The following is a 17,095-nucleotide window of genomic DNA, read 5'->3' as shown; positions in this document are numbered from 1 at the left end:
GCGGCGAGCGCTCCCGTACGCGGTCCGGCGCCGGCGCCCGCACGGGCACGGGGGGTTCGCCCACCCGTACCCGCAGCGGAGGCGGCGGCCGTGGCCGCCGGTCCGGCGGCGGCGCCGCCCAGGGGCGGTCCGCCTAGCCGATCAGTCGACGAGCCGGTCCTGGAGCTGCGCGAGGGTGCGCGGCTCCAGGCCCAGGCCGTCGGTGAGAAAGCGGAACAGGCTGCCGTAGCGGGTCTTCGCCTCGGCCAGCGCCGCGTTCAGGTACTCGGTCCGTACCTCCTGCATCGGGATGAGCAGGTCCGGATTCTGCATGAGCCCGGCCTGCTTCAGGCCCTCGCGCAGCTTCGCGTCGTAGGCGGCCCGGAAGGTGTTGGAGGCCAGGAAGTCCTCCACGGCGTACCGCTCGGGCACCCCGCACACCGTCAGGAGCAGGTAACTCAGCCAGCCGGTACGGTCCTTGCCCGAGGTGCAGTGGTACAGCAGCGGGCCCGCGCCCGGGCGGGCGATGTCGCGGACCGTCGCGGCGAACCGCGCCCGGTTGTCGGCGTCGGTGACGAAGGTGCGGTAGACCTCCGCCATGAACGCGGCAGCCCGGCCGCCGCCCAGCATCTCCTCCTGCTTCACCGGGTCCCGCGAGCCGATCGCCGCCCGGATCAGCGCGTTCAGACCGTTGTCGGTCACCGCCCGCGAGACCGGGACCAGACCGCCGGGCAGCCGGTCGGCGCCGTCGGCCTGGATCTCCAGCGGGATCCGGAAGTCGACCACCGTCGCCAGGCGCAGCCCGGACAGGGTGGTCAGGTCGGCGTCGGTCAGCTTGCCCAGGGCGTCGCCCCGGTAGACCAGACCCTGACGCACCCGGTCGCCGGTGTAGGTGAGGTAGCCGCCCAGGTCCCGGACGTTGACCGCGCCCTGGAGCGGGATGTGGCGGATGGCGGCGGCGCGGTACCGACGGCGGGGCGCCGCGACGGCCGGAGAGGCGAGCGAGACGAGAGCGGTGGCGGTGGCGGTGCTCAGCAGTGCGCGTCTCGAAAGGGGCATGACGGAACTCCCTGTACGGGAACTCCCCTGAGGGGAGGGCGGGTTCACCCTGGTGTCGGCAGGGTGCGGAGCGCTTTCTCGGCCTCGGACATGACGCGCAGGACGAGTTCCTCACAGCTCGGGAGGTCCTCGATGATCCCCGCGACCTGTCCGGACGCCATGACGCCGAGGTCGGTACGGCCCTCGACCATGGACGCCTTGAGGAGCATGGGGGTGTTCGCTGCCAGCAGGACCTGGCTCCACGACAGGTCCTTGCCGTGCTTCATCGCGAGGCCGTCGCGGACCATGGCAGGCCACGACAGTCCCGAGAGCTTGCGGAAGCCGGCCGCCCGGCGGACCGCCTGCGCCAACGCCCGTACCCGGCCCGCCCGTTCGAGGGCGGCGACCATCTCCGTACGGAGCATCCGGTGCGGCAGTCCGTCGACGGCCGTCGTCACCGTCACGTCCTTCACCGTGGCGGCCAGGTACTTCGCCTTCACGGCGTCGGGGACGGTGGAGTCGGAGGTGAGCAGGAAGCGGGTGCCCATGGCGACGCCGGCGGCCCCGTAGGAGAGCGCGGCCACCAGACCGCGGCCGTCGTGGAAGCCGCCGGCCGCGATCACCGGGATCGAGACCGCGTCCACGACCTGCGGCAGCAGAACCGTCGTGGCCACGTCGCCGGTGTGCCCGCCGCCCTCGCCGCCCTGCACGATCACCGCGTCCGCGCCCCAGGCCGCGACCTTCTCGGCGTGCCGCCGGGCCCCGATGGACGGGACGACGACCACGCCCGCGTCCTTCAGCTCCGCGATCAGCTCGCGGGAGGGGGCGAGCGCGAAGGAGGCCACCCGGACACCCTCGTCGATGATGATCCGCACCCGCTCGCGGGCGTCGCCCGCGTCCGCGCGCAGATTGACCCCGAAGGGCCGGTCCGTACGGGACTTCACCTCGCGGACCGCCGCGCGCAGCTCGTCGACGGTCATCGTCGCCGAGGCGAGGATGCCGAGCGCGCCCGCCTCGGCGGTGGCCGAGACCAGTCGGGGCCCGGCGACCCAGCCCATGCCGGTCTGGACGATCGGATGCCGCACCCCGGTGAGCCGGGTGAGCGCCGTCTCCATCAGGACCTGACCTCCCGGTCCCGCAGCCCCTTCGGGTCGATGACCTCGCGGATCAGCCGCAGCTCCTCGGCGGTCGGCTCACGGGTGTAGGGCACGTCGTCGCCGATCACGAGGTCGAAGCCGGTGGCCCGCCGGACCTGGTCCACGGTGACGCCCGGGTGCAGGGACGAGAGCCGCATAGAGCGGTCGGGCGTCTCGAAGTCGAAGACGCCGAGGTCGGAGACGACCCGGGGGATCCGGTGGAAGCGCTCCGTCCCGGCCGCCGCCGCCCGGTCGTAGCCGACGCCACTGACCATGTCGACGCGCTCGACGAAGACCCGCGGCGAGTGCTTGGGGACCCAGTAACTGACCGGGTTGTTGAGGGTGTTGACGGGCGCGCCGCGCACGCCGAGCAGCTGGCGGGCGGGGCGGGACCAGTCGCCGATGCAGGAGATGTTCTGGTTGCCGTACCGGTCGATCTGGCTCGCGCCCATCATCACGTGCCGCTTGCCGCCGGTGACCATCGTCAGATGGCGGCGGTACGGCAGCCAGCCCTCGGGCTCCCCGTCGAGCCCGACGAGCATCGCCTCGCCGTCGGTGAGGAGCAGGTCGGGGGCGAAGGAGCGCTTGGCGAGCCGGGCGCCGAAGGAGGAGACCGGGGCCATCGCGGCGGCGAGGACCTCGCCGTTGTCGCGCCAGGCCTCGGCGCAGGCGAGGACGCAGTACTCGGGGCGGGTGGGCGGGAGGAGGGGTGCGCGGGTGGGCGTGGTCGTCACTGCTGCTCCTCGTGCCAGGTCCGTACGGCCTGCTGGTAGTCGTCCTCGCTCTTGCCGGCGAGGAACCGTTCGGCGAACTCGGGCCAGGGGGTGGTCGCGTACAGCCTCTGGAAGGGCTCGTCGCGGCCGTGGTCGGGGACGCAGGAGGTGAAGTGGGCGCCGTTCGGGGTCTCGACGACGCCGGTGACGCTGTGCCGGCTGACGAGCAGGGACTGCGGGGCGGTGTCGGCGTCGAACCGGTCGACGAGCCGCTCGCAGGAGACGTACGCGGTGTCGGCGGCCTCGCAGAAGAGGTCGTCGAAGTACGGGTCGGGACCCAGGTACTGGCCGTTGCCGAGCCGGTCGGCGCGGTTGAGGTGGACGAAGGCGGCGTCCATGCGCAGCGCGGGCACGGCGACGAAGGTCTCCCCGTCCTCGTACGGCGAGGTCACCGTCCGCAGCTCGGGGTTGACCGTCATGACGTCCGAGCCGAGCCCGGCGCGGACCGGCATGAAGGGCAGCCGGTTGGCGGCGGCCTGCAGGCCCCACATGAACATGGCCTCGTCCAGCTCGGTGAGGGCGAGGTCGCCGCGTTCGCGGGCGGCGCGGAAGTGCGGTTCGAGGGGGATGGAGTCCAGGGTGGTGAAGGCGGCGACGAGCCGGCGGATCCGGCCGGCGGCGGCGAGGAGACCGACGTCGGGGCCGCCGTAGGAGATCACGGTCAGGTCGGTGATCTCGGACCGGAGCAGCGCCCGGACCAGGGCCATCGGCTTGCGGCGCGAGCCCCATCCGCCGATGCCGAGCGTCATGCCGGAGCGGAGCCGGGAGACCACCTCGTCGGGGGTCATGGTCTTGTCGGTCACGAGGTGCCCTCCTTGGCCCTGTCCTTCGCCTTGCCCTTCGCCTCGTCCTTCGCCTCGTCCGTGCCGAAGGTGTCGCGGACGCGGTCGGCGACGCCGCTGAGGTTGGCCTCGAAGGTGAAGCCCTGCTCGAAGCGGTAGCTGCGGCGCACGTCCACCGGGTCGATGCCGTTGATGGCGGCCTTGGCGAGCCGGATCAGATATCCGTCCTTGCGGGCGATCTCAGCCGCCAGCTCCAGTGCCGCGTCGAGGAGTTCCGCGCGCGGTACGACCTTCCAGACCGAGCCGTGGGCGTGCAGTTCGGCCGCGGTCGCGGTGCGTGAGGTGTAGTACAGCGCGCGCATCAGGTGCTGCGGGACCAGCCGCGCGAGGTGGGTCGCGGCGCCGAGCGCGCCCCGGTCCAGTTCGGGCAGTCCGAAGGTGGCGTCCTCGGAGGCGACGATCGCGTCCGCGTTGCCGACGAGTCCGATGCCGCCGCCCAGGCAGAAGCCGCCGACGGCCGCGACGACCGGCACCTCGCAGTCGTAGACCGCCGCGAACGCCTCCGCGCAGCCGTGGTTGGCGCCGATCAGGCTGCCGTGCCCGGGGTCCCGCTGCATCTCCTTGATGTCGACGCCGGCGTTGAAGCCGCGGCCCTCGGCGGCAAGGACGACACAGCGGGTCTCGGGGTCGCGGCCGGCCGCGCGGACCGCGTCGGCGAGGTCGTACCAGCCCCGCACGGGAAGGGCGTTGACGGGTGGGAAGTCGACGGTGACAAGGGCGATGCCCTTGCCGGGGCTTGCGGTGGAGACACCCATGAGCGGATCAGCTACCTTTCCACCAAACATTTGTTAGGTGACTGCTTGGTCAGGAAAGGTAGCAGCCGATGGAGCTGGACGGGAGGGTGGCGGTCGTCACCGGTGGCACACGGGGGGTCGGCGCGGGCATCGCGCGGGCCTTCCTCGGGGCGGGCGCGCGGGTCGTCGTCTGCGCCCGCAGACCGCCGGACGAGCCGGTGAAGGAGGCGGGCAGGGAGGCGGAGTTCGTCCCCGTCGACCTGCGGGAACCCGCGGCGGTGGGGCGACTCTTCGCCGAGGTCGGCGAGCGGTTCGGGCGCCTCGACACCCTGGTCAACAACGCGGGCGGCACGCCGTACCGGCTGCTCGGCGAGGGTGAGGCCGAACGGCACGCGCGGGTGGTGGAGTTGAACCTCACCGCCCCGCTCACGGCCTCGCTCGCCGCGCACGAACTGCTGCGGGAGTCGCGCGGATCGGTCGTCATGATCGGCAGCGTCAGCGCGACCAGGCCCTCGCCGGGCACGGCCGCGTACGGCGCCGCGAAGGCCGGCCTGGAGAACCTCGCGCGGTCGATGGCCGTCGAGTGGGCCCCGTACGTCCGGGTGAACACCCTGGTCCTCGGGATGGTCAGGACCGAACTCTCCCATCTGCACTACGGGGACGAGAACGGGATCGAGGCCGTCGCCAGGACCGTGCCGCTCGGCCGGCTCGCCGAGCCCTCGGACGTCGGGGAGGCGGCCGTCTTCCTCGCCTCCGACCGGGCCGGGTACGTCTCGGGGGCCGCACTGCTGGTGCACGGGGGCGGCGAACGCCCCGCGTTTCTGGATGCCGCGACTGTCAACAAGGAGAGCTGAGATGGGACTGCGTGACGGAGTGCGTGAGGGGCTGTGCGAGGACCGGGTCGTGATCGTGACGGGCGCGGGGCGGGGGCTCGGGCGGGCTCACGCCCGGGCCTTCGCCGCCGAGGGCGCGAAGGTGGTCGTCAACGACCTGGGGGTGGGGCTCGACGGCTCGGCGGGCTCCGGCTCGCCCGCCGAGCAGGTGGTGGAGGAGATCCGTACGGCGGGCGGCGAGGCCGTCGCGCACGGCGGCGACATCGCCACGGAGGCGGGCGCGGCCTCGCTGGTGGCCGCCGCCCTCGACGCCTTCGGCCGTCTGGACACGCTGGTCAACAACGCGGGCTTCCTGCGGGACCGGATGCTCGTGAACCTCGGCGAGGACGACTGGGACGCCGTGATGCGCGTCCATGTGAAGGGCCACTTCCTGCCGCTGCGGCACGCGGCCGCGTACTGGCGGGCGGAGGCGAAGGCGGGGCGCGAGCCGGTGGCACGGGTCGTCAACACGACGTCCGGGGCGGGACTGCTCGGCAGCGTCGGGCAGGGCAACTACGCGGCGGCCAAGGCCGGGATCGTCGGGCTCACCCTGGTCGCGGCGGCGGAGATGGGCCGGTACGGCGTCCAGGTCAACGCGATCGCCCCGGCGGCCAGGACCCGGATGACCGAGCAGGCCTTCGCGGGCCTCGACGCCGCGCCGGAGGACGTCTCGCCGCTCGTGGTCTGGCTCGGCTCGGCGTCCTCGGCGGGTGTGACCGGCCGCGTCTTCGAGGCGGAGGCCGGTCGCATCACGGTGATGGAGGGCTGGCGGCCCGGTCCTTCGGTGGACAAGGGCGCGCGCTGGAGCCCGGCGGAGGCGGGGGAGGCGACCCTGAAGCTGCTGGCCGCCGCCGAGACCCCGGGGCGGGTGTACGGGGCGTCGGGCTGAGGGGTGGGGGCTGAAGGGTGGGGCTGAGGGTGGGGGTTCGGGGGGCCTTCGGCCTCCCGAACCCCCGGGGCCGTCAGGGGCGGTCCCCGCAGCAACCGCCCCCGGGGCGGGGCGGCTTCGGCCGGTCGGGTCCGCCGGAGCCGTCAGGCCCGTGCGGCTTGTCGGGCTTACCCGGGCCGTGCGGCCCGCCGGGTCCGCCGGGCCCACTCGGTCCACCGGGCCCACTCGGCCCGCAGGGTCCGCCGGGTCCGCCAGGCCCACTCGGCCCACCCGGACCGCCGGGCCCACTCGGTCCACCGGGCCCACCCGGTCCGCCGGGTCCGCCGGGTCCGCCAGGCCCACTCGGCCCGCCAGGCCCACCCGGTCCGCAAGGCCCACCGGGCCCGTGCGGCCCACCCGGCCCACCCGGCCCACCCGGTCCCCCCGGTCCGTGCGGGCCGCACCCGCACGGGCCGTGCGGTGGGCGGACCAGGCAGCGGCAGAGGGCCTTGAGCAGGCGCCGGAGGACCTCCTCGCAGGGGTCGCCGCCGCCCGGGGGCGGGGGCGCCGGGGGTGCCACGACCACGGGCGGGCGGCCCGGTTGGGCGACGACGACCCCGGGGGCGCCCGGGACGTCCGGGTCCCAGGTGACCGGGATCGTGTAGCTGCCGTCCCCGTTGTCCCGCACCGGCCCCGTGACCGTCGTGCCGGGCGCCCCCGTGATCGGGAGGTCGTCGAGGTGGCCGGGGCCCACGTGGTTGCCGTAGCGGTCGCGCGGGACGATCGTGAGCGTGCCGCCGTCGGGCGGTCCGGCGACCGTGACCGTCGTACGGCCCGGGTCCACCGAGACGTCGACGTGCACGGTCCACTGGGTCTCCCGGGTCGACACGCACCCCTCTCCGTACACCGCCCGGGCGTGGAACGTGTAGTTGCCCTCCACGGTGAGGAGTTCGGTCTGCGGGTTGCCGAAGAGGCCGCCCGCCTCGAAGGCCCCCTCCGTGTGCGCGGCGTCGGAGAAGAGCGGGAACGTCTCGCTCGTGTACGTGAACAGCGGTCTGCCCGCCGCCCGCTCGAGGGCCCGCAGCGTCGCGTGCCGGGCCGGGATGGTGTCGCCGTCCACGGTCACCGGCGCCTGGAGCCCCGCCTCCGTCAGGATGTTCCCGGCGCCCGCCGCCGGCCGGGTCGCCGTGAGGTCGATCCGCGCGTGGTGCGGGCTGCCGCCCTCGTCGTACCGCAGGAAGACCCGCGGATTGACGGTGTCGCCCGTGTAGTGGCGGGTCGGTCCCGCCACCCGGTCCAGTCTCGGCCCGCCGGAGGCCACCACCTGCACGAAGTACCGCAGGTCCACACCGGGCGGCGGGATCTCGCCGCCGCCCGGCCGGAAGACCTGCACCCGCCACTGGCCGTCGCGCTCCTCGCCGTACGGCAGCGGCACCCGCAGGAACGTCCAGGTGTGTCCGTTCTCCAGGACGACCCCGGCGGTGGACGTCGACACGACACGGCCGGACGGGGTGAGCAGCCCGATGCCGAGCTCCCCCTCCACGTTGTCCCAGCCGACCACCACGGTCAGCGACTCCTCCCCGCACACGTGGAACGGGATCAGGTCGCTGCGCCGCACGGCCGCCGGCATGTCGAACTCCGGGTCGAAGAGCGCGCCCGACTCGAAGATGTTCCCGAAGGCGAGGCCGAAGAACTTCTTCAGCGCCAGACCGTTGCCTGCCCGGGTGTACAGCCCGCCACGCTCCTGCGTCAGCTGGGTGAGCAGGGCGCCGTCGAGGCTGGTCTCCGTTCCGAAACCGATCGCGCTGACGCCGATGCCCGCGAGGCCGCCGCGCACGTCGGCCACCATCGGCGGGGTGTTCTGCAGCCCGTCGGTGAGCAGCAGCACGGAGCGCGGGTTGGCGCCCGGCGCGGGGAACTGGCCGCGCGCGGCGTCGAGTCCGCCGCCGATCGTCGTCATCCCGCCGGGGGCGAGTCCGCCGACCACACCGCCGGAGAACGGCGGGGGCCCGGCCAGTGCCGTCTTCGTCGCGTCGGTGACCGGCGCCAGGGCGAAGTCGACGGGTGAACTCGCCGACGTGGAGAAGGAGACCAGGCCGAGCCGGTTGCCCGTCCCCGCGCGGACCAGCCGGACGAAGAGCGAGGCCGCGTCCCTGGCCTCCTCGATCTTCGTACGGTCCCGGCCCGTCCCGGCCGTCTCCGTCATGCTGCCGGAGCGGTCGACCACCACCATGACGTCCCGGTTCGCGGGCGGCTCGGCCGGCGTGGCGAGGTCGCGCAGGACGCTCGCCGTCGGGGAGTACGACAGCCGGCACGCCCGCCCGGTGGACAGGACGCCGATCACCCGGCCCGAGGTGTCGAAGAGCCCGGAGCCCGAACTGCCTCCGGACACGTCGAAATTGACGTCGAGGCCGGCCGCCGAGCTGCTGATGATCCCGCCGAACGAGGCGTGCGGCGGGGAGAGTTTCTTCACCGCGCCGTTCGGGTGGTGCACGCCGAAGACGGCCTCGCCCGGGCCGGGGAGGTCCGCTCTGATGGGGATCGGCGGGATCCCGAGCCCCGACGCGGGCACCTCCAGTTGCAGCAGGCAGTAGTCGAGCCCCGTGCTGGGGTCCCAGCGGTGCCGCAGCACCTTCACGACCTTGTGGAACCGCGCCGCGTACCCCGCGGGCCGGGCACCCGCGCAGTCCGTCGCGTAGTCGAAGGTCACCGAGGCCGAGGCGGCCTCCGCGACCACGTCCGTCAGACAGTGCCCGGCCGTCAGAACCACGTTCGGCTCGACGAGCGTGACGGAGCAGGTCGAGAAGTGGTGGCCGTGGGCCGCCACGATCATGCCGACGCTCTTCGCGACCCGCGCCCTGACCTCCGAAGGCGGTGTCGTGCAGGCCGCGTTCTCCCAGTTCGGTGGCGTGTTGCAGAACCAGAAGGGGTCGTACTTCGGCTCCGTGTACACCGCCTCGCCGAGGAACGGATCGCTGTTCGAGAACGCCGTCGGGTCCTGCTCGCCCGCGTGCCGTTCACCGCGCGCGTACCGGTCGAGCGTGGCCCCGCCGGTCGTGGCGCCGTCGGTGACGTACCGGATGGGCACGCGCCCGCCGGCGAGCGCGTACACGTCGACGGGCCGGGACCAGAACTCGGTCCCGTGGGCGGCGGTGAACACGTCTCTTCCGTAGCCGAGTTCGACCTCCAGGCGGTTGCCGGCGGGCAGGCTCACGCCCTGGAAGTGCAGGACCACCAGCTTCGTGCCCGAAGGGGCGGGCGTGTACGGGAAGTCGAACGCCCAAGTGCCGGGCGAGGTCGGGGGCGCGCCGGAGGCGGGCCCGATGACGACGGCGGGGGACAGGGTCTGGACCGTGCCGGTGATGTGCGACATGGAGGTCTCCGTGGCTCACGTCGATGCGCTTGTCACAAGATGTGCCCGAGTCCTCACGTAACGTAATCACTCCTGTTGGGGGCGTGAAGGGGCGCGTGAGGCGCCCGGAATGCGCGAGGCGGCGGTTTCCCGGCCAGTGGGAAACCGCGCTCCCCCGGCGCCGCCCCACCGGCCTACGGTCGGCGCACCCCACCCACCTCCCCCGGAAGGAGCGGCGATGCTCACCGACCGGCTCCGGCGGCAGGCCGCCGAGCGGCTGCGCGACGCCGAGCGCGGCAGAACCCCCGTGGTGCCCCTCACCGAGACCTTCCCGGGTCTCGGCGTCGAGGACGCGTACCACGTCCAGTTGCTCAACATCCGGGACCGGCAGGCCACCGGAGCCACCGTCGTCGGGCACAAGGTCGGCCTGTCCTCGCCCGTCATGCAGCGCATGATGGGCGTCGACGAGCCCGACTACGGCCATCTCCTCGACGACATGGAACTCCGCTCCGACCGGCCCGTCCCCGTCGCCCGCTACTGCGCGCCCCGCATCGAGGTCGAGACCGGGTTCGTGCTCGGCGCGGACCTCCCCGGCGAGGGCTGCACACCGGAAGACGTCCTCGCCGCCACCGAACGGATCATTCCCGCGATCGAGTTGATCGACAGCCGGATCGCGGACTGGCGCATCACCATCGGCGACACGATCGCCGACAACGCCTCCTCCGCCGGATTCGTCATCGGCGAGGGCCGCTCGCCGGACGAGATCGACCCCAAGGCCGTCCAGGCCCGGCTCCACGAGGACGGGGCGCCGCTCGCCGAGGGCCGCGGTGACGCCGTCCTCGGCGACCCCGCCCGCTCCGTCGCCTGGCTCGCCCGGACCGTCGCCCGCTACGGCGTCCGGCTCCGCGAGGGCCACCTCGTCCTGCCCGGCTCCTGCACCCGCGCCGTCGACGTCACCGCGGGACGTACGTACACCGCCGAGTTCACCGGGCTCGGTTCCGTCTCCCTCTCCTTCTACTGAGGCACGATGACCACCCTCACCGCCGCCATCGTCGGCTCCGGCAACATCGGCACCGACCTGCTGTACAAACTCCTGCGCTCACCCCACATCGAACCCCGCTGGATGGTCGGGGTCGACCCGGAGAGCGAGGGGCTCGCCCGCGCACGCCGGCTCGGGCTCGACACCTTCGACGACGGGGTCGACCGGCTCCTCGACGAGTCCCGGCCCGACGGCCTGCCCGACCTCGTCTTCGAGGCGACCTCCGCCTACGTCCACCGCGCCAACGCCCCCCGCTACCGCGCCCTCGGCATCAAGGCCGTCGATCTGACCCCGGCCGCCGTCGGTCCCGGCGTCGTCCCGCCCGCCAACCTGACGGCCCACCTCGACGGCGACAACGTCAACATGATCACCTGCGGCGGCCAGGCCACCATCCCGATGGTCCACGCCGTCTCCCGCGTCGTCCCCGTCCCCTACGCCGAGATCGTCGCGTCCGTCGCCTCCGTCTCCGCCGGACCCGGCACCCGCGCCAACATCGACGAGTTCACCCGGACGACCGCGCGCGGCATCGAGACCGTCGGCGGCGCCGGGCGCGGCAAGGCGATCATCATCCTCAACCCCGCCGACCCGCCCGTGATCATGCGCGACACCGTCTTCTGCGCGATCCCCGAGGACGCCGACCGGGAGGCCATCGCGCTCTCCGTCAAGCAGGTCGCCGAGGAGGTGCGCGCGTACGTCCCCGGCTACCGGCTGCGCGCCGAGCCGCAGTTCGACGACCCCTCCGAGGTGAGCGGCGGCATGGCCCGCGTCGGCATCTTCCTGGAGGTCGAGGGCGCCGGCGACTACCTCCCGCCGTACGCCGGGAACCTCGACATCATGACGGCCGCCGCCACGAAGGTCGGCGAGGAGTTCGCGAAGCGAAGCGAGGGCGAGGCATGACGACGGACGCGTACGACATCCGCATCACCGACTCCTCCCTGCGCGACGGCTCCCACGCCAAGCGCCACCAGTTCACCGTCGAGGACGTGACCTCCGTCGTCGCCGCCCTCGACGACGCCGGGGTCCCCGTCATCGAGGTCACCCACGGCGACGGCCTCGGCGGCTCCTCCTTCACCTACGGCTTCTCCCGGACCCCCGAGCAGGAACTGATCAAGGCCGCCGTCGCCACCGCACGGCGCGCGAAGATCGCCTTCCTCATGCTGCCCGGCCTCGGCGTCAAGGACGACATCAGGGCCGCCCGGGCGAACGGCGCGAGCGTCTGCCGGATCGCCACCCACTGCACCGAGGCCGACATCTCGGTCCAGCACTTCGGCCTCGCGCGGGAGATGGGCCTGGAGACCGTCGGCTTCCTGATGATGGCCCACTCCACCACCCCCGAACTCCTCGCCCGCCAGGGCCGGATCATGGCCGACGCCGGCTGCCAGTGCGTGTACGTCGTGGACTCCGCGGGCGCCCTCGTCATGGACGAGACCGCCGACCGGGTCGCCGCCCTCGTCGCCGAACTCGGCGACGACGCCCAGGTCGGCTTCCACGGCCACGAGAACCTCGCCCTCGGCACCGGCAACTCGATCGCCGCGATCAAGGCCGGCGCCCGGCAGATCGACGGCTCCACCCGCCGGCTCGGCGCGGGCGCGGGCAACACCGCCGTCGAAGCCCTCGTCGCCGTCTGCCACAAGATGGGCATCCGTACCGGCATCGACGTACTGAAGATCATCGACGCGGCCGAGGACGTCGTCCGGCCCGTCATGGGCGAGGAGTGCCGACTCGATCGGCTCGCCCTGCTCATGGGCCACGCCGGGGTCTACTCCAGCTTCCTCAAGCACGCCTACCGGCAGGCCGAGCGGTACGGCGTCTCCGGCGCCGAGATCCTGCTGTGCGCCGGGGAACGCCGGCTCGTCGGCGGCCAGGAGGACCAGCTCATCGACATCGCCGTCGAACTCGCGAAGGAGAAGGTGACCGCCCCATGACCACCGTCGACCTGCCGGACGCCACCGACCAGGGCCCCCGCGTCATCCGCGCCGCCGCCCCGCCCGCCCGCTTCGCCCGCGGCTGGCACTGCCTCGGGCTCGCCCGGGAGTTCAAGGACGGCGAGCCGCACGAGATCGAGGCCTTCGGCACCAAGCTCGTCGTCTTCCAGGGCCAGGAGGACGGACGACTGCACGTCCTCAACGCCTACTGCCCCCACATGGGCGGCAACCTCGCCCACGGCACCGTCAAGGGCGACGCCGTCGCCTGCCCCTTCCACGACTGGCGCTGGGCCGGGAACGGCCGCTGCGCCGGCATCCCGTACGCCCGCCGCATCCCGCCCCGTGCGAAGACCCGCGCCTGGACCACCCTGGAACGCAACAAGCAGCTCTTCGTCTGGCACGACCCCGAGGGCAACCCGCCGCCGCCCGAGGTCACCATCCCCGAGATCGAGGGCCTCGACAGCGGCGAGTGGTCCGACTGGTCCTGGAAGACCGCCCGCGTCGACGGCTCCAACTGCCGCGAGATCGTCGACAACATCGTCGACATGGCGCACTTCTACTACGTGCACTACGCCTTCCCGACCCGCTTCACCAACGTCTTCGAGGGCCACGTCGCCAGCCAGTACCTGGAGTCCACCCCGCGCCAGGACATGGACCTCGGCAACCTCAGCGCGCCCCTGCGCTCCGACGCCTCCTACTACGGCCCCTCCTACATGATCGACCGCGTCTGGTCGGACATCGGCGGAGGCGTGGAGATGGAGAGCGTCCTCATCAACTGCCACTACCCGGTCTCCGCCGACAGCTTCGTCCTCCTCTACGGCACGACCGTGCGCAAGCTCCCCGGCATGACCGACGAACAGGCCGCCGACGCGGCCGAGTTGTTCACCACCGGCCTCGCCGTCGGCTTCGAGCAGGACATCGAGGTCTGGCGGAACAAGACCCGCATCGACAACCCGCTGCTCAGCGAGGAGGACGGCCCCGTCTACCAACTGCGCCGCTGGTACGAGCAGTTCTACGTGGACGCGGCCGACGTCAGGAACGAGATGGTCGAGCGGTTCGAGTTCGAGATCGACACCACCCGGGCCAACCAGGCCTGGGAGGCCGAGGTCGCCGAGAACCTGGCAAGGCGCGCGCGGTGATGCGGCCGGTGGAGTGCGCCGCCTGCGGGAACCGGGTGCTGTGCGAGAAGTTCAGCCCGGCGCACACCTCCGTGCAGTGGTCGGGCCCCTCGGCGGACGCGTGCCCGGTCATCCGGGCGCGCGTCGCCGCCGGGGAGCCCGCCGGCCGGGTCCGCTCCTGCGGCGAGCTGCGGGGCTCCATCGACGCGGCGGTGGCGAGCGGCGCGCTGGAGGTGACCGGTGCCGACCTCCCGTAGCCTGCGCGTCACGGTCGCCGAGGTGATCCCGGAGACGGCGGACGCCGTCTCCCTCGTCCTCGACGCCGACTTCCCCTACCGGCCGGGCCAGTTCCTCACCGTCCGCCTGCCCGACGGCGGCGCCCGCTGCTACTCCCTCGCCAGCTCCCCGTTCACCGGCGAGGCGCCGAAGATCACGGTCAAGAAGGTGCCGGGCGGGCGCGGGTCCGGCTGGCTCTGCGAACGGGTGGCCGCCGGGGACGAACTGGAGGTGCTGGCGCCCGCCGGCACCTTCACCCCTGCCGTCCCCGGCCGCGATCTGCTGCTCGTCGCGGGCGGCAGCGGCATCACCCCCGTCGTCTCGCTGGCCAAGTCGGCACTGGTGGCGGGGGAGGGGCGGGTCGCGCTGCTCTACGCCAACCGGGACCAGGACTCCGTCGTCTTCCGTGACGAACTGCGCGACCTGGCCGAGGACTTCGCGGGGCGGTTCACCCTCACCCACTGGCTGGAGTCCCTCCAGGGGCTGCCCACCGCCGAACTCCTCGCCCCCGCCCTCGCCCCGTACGCGGCCCGGGACACCTATCTGTGCGGCCCGGTCCCGCTCATGGACGCGGCGGAGACGGCCGTACGGTCGGCGGGCGGGCGCCGGGTCCACCGCGAGCGGTACTTCTCCCTCGCCGAGGACGTGTTCACCCGTGAGGAGCCGGTCGCGGAGGCCGAGGTCTCCTACACCGCCGAGGTCCACCTGGACGGCCGGGTCCACCGGGTGACCGGCGGGCCGGCCACCCCGCTCCTCGACGCCCTTCTCGCGGCCGGTGTGGACGCCCCGTACTCCTGCCGCGAGGGCGCCTGCGCGGCCTGCGCCTGCCGGGTCACGGCCGGCGAGGTGAAGATGGCCCGCAACGAGGTGCTCGATGCGACGGACCTCGCCGAGGGCTACGTCCTGGCCTGCCAGGCGGTGCCGCTCGGGGAGCGCGTGGACGTGACGTACGAGTGACGGCCGCGCACACCGTCCCCACAAGGCGCAGAAGAAGTTAACGTCCGTTGAAATGAAGGGAGTTGGCCTGTCCAGGCCTCCTCTACGCGCGTCATCATCGAGCCATGAGGATCCCCCCACGCATCACCGTCATCGGCGGAGCTGCCGCCCTCGTCTCGGCCCTCCTCCTCGGCGCCCCGGCCACCGCGGCCGTCGCCCCGACCCCCGCCGCCCCGGCCGCGTCCGTGCTCTCGGCCGCCGCCGTCGGCGACATCTGCTCCTCCGACCTGCCCTCCCAGGCCCACGACACCCTCCGCCTGATCGACCAGGGCGGGCCCTTCCCGTACCGCCAGGACGGCAGCGTCTTCCAGAACCGCGAGCGCCTGCTGCCCGCGCACTCCCTCGGCTACTACCACGAGTACACGGTCAAGACCCCGGGCTCCTCCGACCGGGGCGCGCGCCGGATCGTGACGGGCGAGTCGTACCAGGAGGACTACTACACAGCCGACCACTACGCCTCGTTCGACCTCATCGACCACGACTGCTGACGCACCGCATCACCGGCTCCCGTTCCGCGGCCGGACCTTCCCCCCATGCCGGGCCGGCCGCGGAACGGGCACGATGGTGCGCATGAACCTTGACGACGTGGGGGAGCCGGTCGACGGCTGGGGGCTGGGCTTCAACCGGGCGACCCCCGAGGACCTGCTGATCCGGCTGCTCGACGTGGAACCCCACTTCCTGTTCAGGCGCGATCTGCCGCCGTCCGTCCTCGAATCCGCCGTCGGCCACCCGGCTCGGAAGGTGCGCGCCGTCCTGCTGGACGCCCGTCCGGAGCTGACCGCCGAGCAGTGGACCCGCCTCCTCCTCGCGGAGACGAGCGGTCCCCGGCGTGCCCTGTTCGTCGAGGACGCCGCGCTCGGGGGCGCGCCTCTGACCGCCGCAGGCTACGAAGCGCTCGCCGCCGACGAATCCCCGCTGGTCCGGGTCGAGGCCGCAAGGCTGCGGGGACTGCCCGCGCCCCAGCTCCGCGCCCTCGTCGCCGATCCCGTGCCCGCCGTCCGGGCGGCGGCCTGCGATCCCGCGTGGCCACACCTTGCCCGGTCCGTACGGGAAGGGCTGCTCAGCGACCCCGACGCGCACGTCCGTACGACCGCCCTGCTGCGCCACCATCAGGACAACCCGCTGGACGAGGCCGCCTTCGCACAGCTCGAGGATCGGGCGGTCGAGACCTGCAGGTTCACGCCAGGACTTGCCGCCCGCCTCTCCCGGCACGAGGATCCGGCCGTCCGAGCCCGCCTGGCGCGCAATCCGCGTCTCGACCCGGATGCGGTCGCCGTGCTCGCACGTGACGAGGACGACGCGGTCCGGCACATCGTCGCCCTGCGCGCCGACCTCACCGAGGAGCAGCGGGCCGCCGTCCGCGTCGAGATCCCGCCGGGCGACCGGCACCCTTACGCGCTGTCCTGGGTGGCGGCGCTCCACGGCGATCCGGAGGCCATGCGCCGGCTCGCCGCCTCCAGCCATCCGTACATCCGCGGCAGTGTGGCCCGTGCCCGGCACCTGCCGACGGACGTCGCCGAACGACTCGCACACGACGAGGACCGGACCGTACGCCTCTTCCTCGCCGAGTCCTGCGACGACGCGCCCCCGGACATGCTTCTTGAGGTCTGGCACTGGTGGGACGGCAGTCTCAGCTTCCCCGGCCGTCCGCGCACGAACCCGAACTTCCCTCGCGCCGGACTGCTCCGCCTCGCCTCCGATCCGAACCCGAGGCTGCGCCGACTGGCCTTGAGCGACCCGGATTCCACGCCAGAGGTGGTCGAGGCGCTCAGCCGGGACGAGGCCGAGGAGGTACGGCGGGACGCGGCGGAGGACCCCAGGCTCCCTCCCTCGGCGGCGGTACGGATGCTCGACGACCCGGACTCGCACGTGCGGGCGCTTGCCGCCCGGAACCCCGCCCTCCCGCAGGACGTCCTGCTCCGGCTGCTGCGCGACCCCCGGACCGCCCGCGACGCGGCGCAGAACCCCTCTCTACCGCTACCGGTGATGCGTCGGATGGTCGATCTGCTCGTGGCGTCGGCTACATCCACTCGCTGAACCGCAGCCACCCCATCATCGCGTCCATCTCCCCCTCCGACACCCGGGACTTCGGCGCGGGCGCCGCGGCCGGCTGGGCGGCGGCCGCGCGCCCCGGGCCGAACAGGTCC

At 73.2% G+C, this 17,095-nt stretch carries 16 protein-coding genes; 10 read left to right on the top strand and 6 right to left on the bottom strand.

Annotation, left to right across the window (positions count from 1 at the left end; all coding sequences use genetic code 11):
- Positions 1–141: 141 nt before the first annotated feature.
- The 5 genes from AB0E14_RS36745 to AB0E14_RS36725 are packed head-to-tail and all read right to left on the bottom strand — an operon-like array spanning position 142 to position 4,523.
- The gene (locus tag AB0E14_RS36745; RefSeq protein WP_362428863.1) at positions 142–1,038 is read right to left on the bottom strand and encodes a tyrosine-protein phosphatase; all 897 of its coding nucleotides are present in this window, start codon (positions 1,036–1,038) and stop codon (positions 142–144) included.
- A gap of 44 nt (positions 1,039–1,082) precedes the next feature.
- Entirely contained in the window at positions 1,083–2,132 is a 1,050-nt protein-coding gene (locus AB0E14_RS36740; protein WP_362428860.1) for a nitronate monooxygenase, read from the bottom strand.
- Positions 2,132–2,887, bottom strand: a complete 756-nt coding sequence (locus AB0E14_RS36735) for a CoA-transferase (protein WP_362428857.1) — start codon at positions 2,885–2,887, stop codon at positions 2,132–2,134. The genes AB0E14_RS36740 and AB0E14_RS36735 overlap by 1 nt, the downstream gene beginning before the upstream one ends.
- The gene (locus tag AB0E14_RS36730; protein ID WP_362428854.1) at positions 2,884–3,729 is read right to left on the bottom strand and encodes a CoA-transferase; all 846 of its coding nucleotides are present in this window, start codon (positions 3,727–3,729) and stop codon (positions 2,884–2,886) included. The genes AB0E14_RS36735 and AB0E14_RS36730 overlap by 4 nt, the downstream gene beginning before the upstream one ends.
- Complete coding sequence (locus AB0E14_RS36725; protein WP_362428851.1) at positions 3,726–4,523, bottom strand: enoyl-CoA hydratase family protein; 798 nt, start codon at positions 4,521–4,523, stop codon at positions 3,726–3,728. The genes AB0E14_RS36730 and AB0E14_RS36725 overlap by 4 nt, the downstream gene beginning before the upstream one ends.
- 68 nt (positions 4,524–4,591) lie before the next feature.
- Between AB0E14_RS36725 and AB0E14_RS36720 the strand changes: the two genes are divergently transcribed.
- On the top strand, positions 4,592–5,356 hold the full coding sequence (locus tag AB0E14_RS36720; protein ID WP_362428848.1) for an SDR family oxidoreductase: 765 nt from the start codon (positions 4,592–4,594) through the stop codon (positions 5,354–5,356).
- Position 5,357: 1 nt separating this feature from the next.
- The gene (locus tag AB0E14_RS36715) at positions 5,358–6,263 is read left to right on the top strand and encodes an SDR family oxidoreductase (RefSeq protein WP_362428845.1); all 906 of its coding nucleotides are present in this window, start codon (positions 5,358–5,360) and stop codon (positions 6,261–6,263) included.
- 73 nt (positions 6,264–6,336) lie between these two features.
- On the opposite strand, the gene AB0E14_RS36710 is transcribed toward AB0E14_RS36715, so the two are convergent.
- On the bottom strand, positions 6,337–9,615 hold the full coding sequence (locus tag AB0E14_RS36710) for a vWA domain-containing protein (protein ID WP_362428842.1): 3,279 nt from the start codon (positions 9,613–9,615) through the stop codon (positions 6,337–6,339).
- A gap of 217 nt (positions 9,616–9,832) precedes the next feature.
- On the opposite strand from AB0E14_RS36710, the gene AB0E14_RS36705 reads away from it, so the two are divergent.
- The 8 genes from AB0E14_RS36705 to AB0E14_RS36670 all read left to right on the top strand — a co-directional run bounded on the left by AB0E14_RS36705 (position 9,833) and on the right by AB0E14_RS36670 (position 16,985).
- Positions 9,833–10,615, top strand: coding sequence for a 2-keto-4-pentenoate hydratase (locus AB0E14_RS36705; RefSeq protein ID WP_362428839.1), 783 nt, complete (start codon positions 9,833–9,835; stop codon positions 10,613–10,615).
- Positions 10,616–10,621: 6 nt separating this feature from the next.
- A complete protein-coding gene (locus AB0E14_RS36700) occupies positions 10,622–11,530 on the top strand; it encodes an acetaldehyde dehydrogenase (acetylating) (protein WP_362428836.1) in 909 nt (302 codons plus the stop codon).
- Positions 11,527–12,558, top strand: a complete 1,032-nt coding sequence (gene dmpG, locus AB0E14_RS36695; RefSeq protein WP_362428833.1) for a 4-hydroxy-2-oxovalerate aldolase — start codon at positions 11,527–11,529, stop codon at positions 12,556–12,558. Before AB0E14_RS36700 ends, dmpG begins: the two co-directional genes overlap by 4 nt.
- Positions 12,555–13,697 carry a Rieske 2Fe-2S domain-containing protein gene (locus tag AB0E14_RS36690; RefSeq protein WP_362428829.1) on the top strand — a complete coding sequence of 381 codons (1,143 nt, stop codon included), beginning with the start codon at positions 12,555–12,557 and terminating at the stop codon, positions 13,695–13,697. Before dmpG ends, AB0E14_RS36690 begins: the two co-directional genes overlap by 4 nt.
- On the top strand, positions 13,697–13,933 hold the full coding sequence (locus tag AB0E14_RS36685) for a hypothetical protein (protein ID WP_362428826.1): 237 nt from the start codon (positions 13,697–13,699) through the stop codon (positions 13,931–13,933). Before AB0E14_RS36690 ends, AB0E14_RS36685 begins: the two co-directional genes overlap by 1 nt.
- Entirely contained in the window at positions 13,917–14,909 is a 993-nt protein-coding gene (locus AB0E14_RS36680; protein ID WP_362428823.1) for a ferredoxin--NADP reductase, read from the top strand. Before AB0E14_RS36685 ends, AB0E14_RS36680 begins: the two co-directional genes overlap by 17 nt.
- A gap of 104 nt (positions 14,910–15,013) precedes the next feature.
- Positions 15,014–15,436: a ribonuclease gene (locus tag AB0E14_RS36675; RefSeq protein ID WP_362428820.1), complete on the top strand. Its 423-nt coding sequence runs from the start codon at positions 15,014–15,016 to the stop codon at positions 15,434–15,436.
- A gap of 82 nt (positions 15,437–15,518) precedes the next feature.
- On the top strand, positions 15,519–16,985 hold the full coding sequence (locus tag AB0E14_RS36670; protein ID WP_362428817.1) for a PE-PGRS family protein: 1,467 nt from the start codon (positions 15,519–15,521) through the stop codon (positions 16,983–16,985).
- Positions 16,986–17,095 lie beyond the last annotated feature (110 nt).

Origin of the sequence: Streptomyces sp. NPDC047981 (genome assembly GCF_040653315.1) — a bacterium.
Classification (GTDB): domain Bacteria; phylum Actinomycetota; class Actinomycetes; order Streptomycetales; family Streptomycetaceae; genus Streptomyces.
The sequence above is the reverse complement of the archived record's forward strand: the minus strand, read 5'-3'. Positions and strand labels throughout refer to the sequence as shown.

What these genes read in the sequence shown, in the direction of transcription:
- AB0E14_RS36745 (WP_362428863.1), bottom strand. Translation starts at nt 1,038, where the DNA reads ATGCCCCTTTCGAGACGCGCACTGCTGAGCACCGCCACCGCCACCGCT.
- AB0E14_RS36740 (WP_362428860.1), bottom strand. Translation starts at nt 2,132, where the DNA reads ATGGAGACGGCGCTCACCCGGCTCACCGGGGTGCGGCATCCGATCGTC.
- AB0E14_RS36725 (WP_362428851.1), bottom strand. Translation starts at nt 4,523, where the DNA reads ATGGGTGTCTCCACCGCAAGCCCCGGCAAGGGCATCGCCCTTGTCACC.
- AB0E14_RS36720 (WP_362428848.1), top strand. Translation starts at nt 4,592, where the DNA reads ATGGAGCTGGACGGGAGGGTGGCGGTCGTCACCGGTGGCACACGGGGG.
- AB0E14_RS36715 (WP_362428845.1), top strand. Translation starts at nt 5,358, where the DNA reads ATGGGACTGCGTGACGGAGTGCGTGAGGGGCTGTGCGAGGACCGGGTC.
- AB0E14_RS36710 (WP_362428842.1), bottom strand. Translation starts at nt 9,615, where the DNA reads ATGTCGCACATCACCGGCACGGTCCAGACCCTGTCCCCCGCCGTCGTC.
- AB0E14_RS36705 (WP_362428839.1), top strand. Translation starts at nt 9,833, where the DNA reads ATGCTCACCGACCGGCTCCGGCGGCAGGCCGCCGAGCGGCTGCGCGAC.
- AB0E14_RS36700 (WP_362428836.1), top strand. Translation starts at nt 10,622, where the DNA reads ATGACCACCCTCACCGCCGCCATCGTCGGCTCCGGCAACATCGGCACC.
- dmpG (WP_362428833.1), top strand. Translation starts at nt 11,527, where the DNA reads ATGACGACGGACGCGTACGACATCCGCATCACCGACTCCTCCCTGCGC.
- AB0E14_RS36690 (WP_362428829.1), top strand. Translation starts at nt 12,555, where the DNA reads ATGACCACCGTCGACCTGCCGGACGCCACCGACCAGGGCCCCCGCGTC.
- AB0E14_RS36685 (WP_362428826.1), top strand. Translation starts at nt 13,697, where the DNA reads ATGCGGCCGGTGGAGTGCGCCGCCTGCGGGAACCGGGTGCTGTGCGAG.
- AB0E14_RS36675 (WP_362428820.1), top strand. Translation starts at nt 15,014, where the DNA reads ATGAGGATCCCCCCACGCATCACCGTCATCGGCGGAGCTGCCGCCCTC.
- AB0E14_RS36670 (WP_362428817.1), top strand. Translation starts at nt 15,519, where the DNA reads ATGAACCTTGACGACGTGGGGGAGCCGGTCGACGGCTGGGGGCTGGGC.